The organism is Citrobacter cronae, assembly GCF_016893685.1.
GTDB lineage: Bacteria > Pseudomonadota > Gammaproteobacteria > Enterobacterales > Enterobacteriaceae > Citrobacter > Citrobacter werkmanii.
In genome coordinates this window covers 981,520-987,335 of the sequence record NZ_CP069763.1, presented here as the reverse complement: position 1 = coordinate 987,335, position 5,816 = coordinate 981,520, and the positions used below count along the sequence as shown (strand labels likewise).

The window sequence follows — 5,816 nt, the reverse complement described above, 5'->3', positions numbered from 1 at the left end:
ATTTATTTCACGCGCGCCATAAAGTACGCATCAACATACTCACCGTTGCGCAGGCCGTATCTCTTACCGGTGCCTTCGATTTCAAAGCCGTACTTCTTATAGACCGCCACGGCGGGCTCATTATCAACAAATACCGTTAGCTCAATGCGGTCAACGCGCAGCCAGTTGTCGCACATGTCGATCATGGTGCGGATCAGCGCGCTGGCGACGCCGCGGTTTTGCCAACGAGCGTCAACGCAAATACCGAAATCAGCGACGTGGCTGCGGCGCGGGCGCTGGGCAACTGCAATGGAAAGATGTCCCACGACGATATCATCGATGCAGGCCACCAACTGTTTGATCCCCGGTTGATCGGCGAGTCGCGTTTGCCACATCTCCATGGAAGGATGAGGAACCTGTAGCGTGTTGTGGTACACCTCCGGCTGGGCGTGAATCTGACGAATGGCGTCGTAATCTTTCGGTTCAGCGTGGCGTATCACTATCTCACTCATTCCTTATCTCCTGCAGGGTTAATTGAGCATTTACACTCGCTGAGAAAGAAAATTCCGTCAACTGCATTTTTTTGCAAAAAGAAGTAGACAAGTGCGAATGAGAATGATTATTATTGCTCTGCGTTCAGGGGAACCCCTACGGAGAACCTGAAAGCACGACATTGCTCACATTGCTTCCAGTATTATTTTAGCCAGCTTTTGCTGGCTTTTTTTTGGGTTTTGTTTCAGCCTGGCTTACTTGCCATTTTGTCCCCGGCAAAGAATCCAACATTCAGTCTCCTCACGCTTTGCGCTATGGTGTAAACAATCACCTTCAAAAGGATCGTCTCATGACCTTACACTGCGCATTTATTGGATTCGGTAAAAGCACCACCCGTTACCATCTCCCTTACGTTCTGAATCGTAAAGATACCTGGCATGTCGCGCATATTTTCCGTCGTCACGCTAAACCGGAAGAGCAGGCGCCGATCTATTCCCATATTCACTTCACCAGCGATCTGGATGAGGTGCTGAGCGATCCACAGGTAAAACTGGTGATCGTCTGTACGCATGCTGATAGCCATTTTGAATACGCCAAACGCGCGCTGGAAGCGGGTAAAAGCGTGCTGGTTGAGAAACCGTTCACGCCGACGCTGGCGGAAGCAAAAGTGTTGTTCGAACTGGCGCGAAGCAAAGGACTGACCGTCACGCCGTATCAGAATCGTCGTTTTGATTCCTGTTTTCTCACGGCTAAAAAAGCGATTGAGAGCGGCAAACTGGGTGAAATAGTGGAAATTGAAAGCCATTTTGACTACTACCGACCCGTGGCGGAAACCAAACCGGGCCTGCCGCAGGACGGCGCATTCTATGGTTTGGGCGTACACACCATGGATCAGATTATCTCGCTGTTCGGGCGTCCCGACCATGTAGCCTATGACATTCGCAGTCTGCGCAACAAGGCGAACCCGGATGATACTTTTGAAGCGCAGTTGTTCTACGGTGACCTGAAAGCCATTGTGAAAACCAGCCATCTGGTGAAAATCGACTATCCGAAGTTTATTGTTCACGGCACCAAAGGCTCGTTTGTGAAGTACGGTATCGACCAGCAGGAAACCAGCCTGAAGGCCAATATTATGCCCGGCGAACCCGGTTTCGCCGCTGACGATTCTGTTGGTGTGCTGGAGTATGTCAATGATGATGGCGTTACGGTGAAAGAAGAGGTGAAACCGGAAGTGGGGGACTACGGTCGCGTCTATGATGCGCTGTACCACACGCTGACCGTCGGTACGCCTAATTACGTCAAGGAATCTGAAGTTCTTACCAACCTGGAAATCCTCGAACGGGCCTTCGAACAGGCGTCTCCCGCGACGATAACCCTCGCTAAATAGCCCTTACCGACTCCTCTGAGGTTGTTCATATTTTTTGAACAGAGGAGTCAATTTTCACCCTCTATGATCCCAGACGGATTGGGTCCACACTTACTCCATCGAAAACATCTGGGGGTGAACATAATGATCTATTTACGCAAAGCGAACGACCGTGGTCATGCGAATCATGGCTGGCTCGATTCCTGGCATACCTTTTCTTTTGCTAACTACTATGACCCGAACTTTATGGGGTTCTCGGCACTACGCGTGATTAACGATGACGTGATCGATGCAGGTCAGGGCTTTGGCACTCACCCCCATAAAGACATGGAAATCCTGACCTACGTACTGGAAGGCGTGGTGGAGCATCAGGACAGCATGGGCAACAAAGAGCAGGTTCCGGCCGGTGAATTCCAGATTATGAGCGCCGGGACGGGGATCCGACACTCGGAGTACAACCCGAGCAATACTGAGAAACTACACCTGTATCAAATCTGGATCATGCCGCAGGAAAACGGGATTACGCCACGCTATGAACAGCGCCGTTTCGATGCGGTGCAGGGCAAACAGCTGGTGCTGTCGCCGGATGCCCGCGATGGTTCGCTGAAAGTGTACCAGGATATGGAGTTGTACCGCTGGGCGCTGCTCAAAGATGAGCAGTCGGTGCATCAGATTGCCGCCGAGCGCCGCGTCTGGATCCAGGTGGTAAAAGGCAATGTCACCATTAACGGAACCAAAGCCACCACCAGCGATGGTCTGGCAATCTGGGATGAGCAGGCAATTTCGATTCATGCCGATAGCGACAGCGAAGTGTTACTGTTTGACCTGCCGCCGGTATAACGTGCTGTAACCTGATGTAGGCCGGATAAGACGCGAAAGCGTTGCCATCCGGCTTTTCATCGTTTGTCATTAATTCCGTGCGTCCGTGGTAAACTGGGGAAATCTATCCCTTTTTAACGCTTCAGGACGATGAAAAAGAAAAGACCCGTACTTCAGGATGTAGCCGACCGCGTGGGCGTGACCAAAATGACGGTCAGTCGCTTTTTGCGTAACCCGGAGCAGGTCTCCGTGGCGCTGCGGGGCAAAATTGCCGCTGCACTTGATGAGCTGGGTTATATTCCCAATCGCGCACCTGATATCCTGTCTAACGCCACCAGTCGCGCTATCGGCGTGCTGTTACCGTCTCTCACCAACCAGGTTTTTGCGGAAGTGTTACGCGGTATTGAGGCCGTCACCGACGCGCATGGTTATCAAACCATGCTGGCGCACTACGGCTATAAGCCCGAAATGGAGCAAGAACGTCTGGAGTCGATGCTGTCGTGGAATATCGATGGTCTGATCCTCACTGAACGTAGCCATACACCCCGTACGCTGAAAATGATCGAAGTCGCGGGTATCCCGGTCGTCGAGCTGATGGACAGTCAGTCCCCGTGTCTGGATATCGCCGTCGGTTTTGATAACTTCGAGGCCGCACGTCAGATGACCGCCGCTATCATCGCCCGTGGGCACCGTCATGTTGCTTATCTTGGCGCGCGTCTTGATGAACGTACTATCATCAAACAGAGGGGCTACGAACAGGCTATGCGCGATGCCAATCTGGTGCCGTACAGCGTGATGGTGGAGCAGTCTTCATCTTACTCATCCGGTATTGAACTTATCCGTCAGGCGCGGCGTGAATATCCGCAACTGGATGGTGTGTTCTGTACCAACGATGACCTGGCGGTAGGGGCGGCATTTGAATGTCAGCGTTTAGGGCTGAGAATCCCTGACGATATGGCGATTGCCGGTTTCCACGGCCATGATATCGGTCAGGTAATGGAGCCGCGTCTGGCGAGTGTGCTCACGCCGCGTGAACGAATGGGCAGCATTGGCGCAGAACGCCTGCTGGCGCGCATCCGAGGTGAAGCAGTCACACCTAAAATGTTAGATTTAGGTTTCACCTTGTCACCGGGTGGATCTATTTAAGCCAACAACTTTGAAGTAGCTCACACTTATACACTTCGGGCACGAATGGATATTGCTTCTCTATTTATCCGGCTGGACAATGTTACCGATAACAGTTACCCGTAACAATTTCCTGATTCTTGTACCAGTGGGGGCAACGCTTTGAGCACGACTAATCATGATCACCACGTTTACGTTCTGATGGGCGTATCAGGCAGCGGTAAATCTGCTGTCGCAAGTGAAGTGGCGCATCAACTGCAGGCCGCGTTTCTTGATGGCGATTTTCTCCATCCGCGCAGCAACATCATGAAAATGGCTTCCGGTGAGCCACTCAACGATGACGACCGTAAACCGTGGTTACAGGCGCTGAATGACGCCGCCTTTGCGATGCAGCGTACCAATAAGGTGTCGCTGATCGTCTGTTCCGCGCTGAAGAAAGTCTATCGCGATCAGCTGCGTGACGGTAACCCGAACCTCTCATTCATTTACCTGAAGGGCGATTTTGACGTAATCGAAAGCCGCCTGAAGGCGCGTAAAGGGCACTTCTTCAAAACGCAAATGCTGGTAACCCAGTTCGAAGCGCTGGAAGAACCAGATGCGAATGAAAAAGATGTTCTGGTGGTTGATATCGATCAGCCGCTGGACGGTGTGGTAGCTAGCACCATTGAAGTGATTAACCAGGGCAGTAAGTAGTGACTACATTAACGCTTGTTTTAACAGCAGTAGGGTCTGTTTTATTACTGCTGTTTTTGGTGATGAAGGCGCGTATGCATGCCTTTGTTGCTTTGATGGTGGTGTCTATTGGTGCAGGTCTCTTTTCCGGTATGCCGCTTGATAAAATCGCGGCGACCATGGAAAAAGGGATGGGAGGCACGCTCGGCTTTCTGGCGATTGTGGTGGCGCTGGGGGCGATGTTTGGCAAGATTTTGCACGAGACCGGCGCGGTCGATCAGATTGCCGTCAAGATGCTGAAATCTTTCGGTCACAGCCGCGCGCATTATGCGATTGGCCTGGCCGGCCTGATTTGCGCGCTACCGCTGTTCTTTGAAGTGGCGATTGTGCTGCTGATAAGCGTGGCGTTCTCAATGGCGCGTCACACCGGAACGAACCTGGTGAAGCTGGTTATTCCGCTGTTTGCGGGGGTGGCGGCCGCTGCGGCGTTCCTGCTGCCGGGACCTGCGCCGATGCTGCTGGCATCCCAAATGCACGCTGACTTTGGCTGGATGATCCTGATTGGCCTGTGCGCAGCCATTCCGGGCATGATTATTGCCGGGCCGCTGTGGGGCAATTTCATCAGCCGTTACGTTGAACTGCATGTGCCAGAAGACATTACCGAGCCGCATCTGGGCGAAGGCAAAATGCCCTCCTTTGGCTTCAGTCTGGCGCTGATCCTGCTGCCGTTAGTACTGGTTGGCCTGAAAACCATCGCCGCGCGCTTTGTGCCGGTCGGTTCTTCAACCTACGAATGGTTCGAGTTTATCGGTCACCCGTTTACCGCGATTCTGGTTGCCTGTCTGGTGGCGATTTACGGCCTGGCAGTGCGCCAGGGCATGGCAAAAGATCGGGTGATGGAGATTTGTGGTCACGCGCTGCAACCGGCGGGGATTATTCTGCTGGTGATTGGTGCGGGCGGCGTGTTCAAGCAGGTGCTGGTTGATTCCGGCGTTGGCCCGGCCCTGGGTGAAGCGTTAACCGGTATGGGGCTGCCCATTGCCATTACCTGCTTCGTGCTGGCGGCGGCAGTACGCATCATTCAGGGGTCCGCGACCGTGGCCTGCTTAACGGCGGTCGGTTTGGTCATGCCGGTGATTGAGCAACTGAACTACTCCGGCGCGCAGATGGCGGCGCTGTCTATCTGTATCGCAGGCGGCTCAATCGTCGTCAGCCACGTTAACGACGCTGGTTTCTGGCTGTTCGGGAAATTCACCGGCGCGACCGAAGCGCAAACGCTGAAGACCTGGACGATGATGGAAACTATCCTCGGCACGGTCGGCGCGATTGTCGGTATGATTGCTTTCCAGCTGTTGAGCTGAGT

6 protein-coding genes are annotated in these 5,816 nt (G+C 53.2%); 5 read left to right on the top strand and 1 reads right to left on the bottom strand.

Translation table 11 applies throughout. The annotated features are described in order from the left end of the window. Window positions 1-2: 2 nt before the first annotated feature. Window positions 3-491 carry an N-acetyltransferase gene (yhhY, locus tag JSN25_RS04390; RefSeq protein WP_069323786.1) on the bottom strand — a complete coding sequence of 163 codons (489 nt, stop codon included), beginning with the start codon at window positions 489-491 and terminating at the stop codon, window positions 3-5. Between the two features lie 329 nt (window positions 492-820). Here yhhY and JSN25_RS04385 point away from each other — a divergent pair, with 329 nt between their 5' ends. The 5 genes from JSN25_RS04385 to gntU all read left to right on the top strand — a co-directional run bounded on the left by JSN25_RS04385 (window position 821) and on the right by gntU (window position 5,814). After that, window positions 821-1,858: an oxidoreductase gene (locus JSN25_RS04385; protein ID WP_204525471.1), complete on the top strand. Its 1,038-nt coding sequence runs from the start codon at window positions 821-823 to the stop codon at window positions 1,856-1,858. Between the two features lie 123 nt (window positions 1,859-1,981). Further along, a complete protein-coding gene (yhhW, locus tag JSN25_RS04380; protein ID WP_085049023.1) occupies window positions 1,982-2,677 on the top strand; it encodes a quercetin 2,3-dioxygenase in 696 nt (231 codons plus the stop codon). A gap of 129 nt (window positions 2,678-2,806) precedes the next feature. Further along, window positions 2,807-3,802: a gluconate operon transcriptional repressor GntR gene (gene gntR / locus JSN25_RS04375; protein ID WP_038634949.1), complete on the top strand. Its 996-nt coding sequence runs from the start codon at window positions 2,807-2,809 to the stop codon at window positions 3,800-3,802. Window positions 3,803-3,943: 141 nt separating this feature from the next. Then, window positions 3,944-4,474, top strand: a complete 531-nt coding sequence (gene gntK, locus JSN25_RS04370; protein ID WP_038634945.1) for a gluconokinase — start codon at window positions 3,944-3,946, stop codon at window positions 4,472-4,474. Further along, the gene (gene gntU, locus JSN25_RS04365; protein ID WP_032940610.1) at window positions 4,474-5,814 is read left to right on the top strand and encodes a gluconate transporter; all 1,341 of its coding nucleotides are present in this window, start codon (window positions 4,474-4,476) and stop codon (window positions 5,812-5,814) included. The genes gntK and gntU overlap by 1 nt, the downstream gene beginning before the upstream one ends. The last annotated feature ends 2 nt before the right edge of the window (window positions 5,815-5,816 follow it).

What these genes read in the sequence shown, in the direction of transcription:
- yhhY (WP_069323786.1), bottom strand. Translation starts at nt 491, where the DNA reads ATGAGTGAGATAGTGATACGCCACGCTGAACCGAAAGATTACGACGCC.
- gntR (WP_038634949.1), top strand. Translation starts at nt 2,807, where the DNA reads ATGAAAAAGAAAAGACCCGTACTTCAGGATGTAGCCGACCGCGTGGGC.
- yhhW (WP_085049023.1), top strand. Translation starts at nt 1,982, where the DNA reads ATGATCTATTTACGCAAAGCGAACGACCGTGGTCATGCGAATCATGGC.
- JSN25_RS04385 (WP_204525471.1), top strand. Translation starts at nt 821, where the DNA reads ATGACCTTACACTGCGCATTTATTGGATTCGGTAAAAGCACCACCCGT.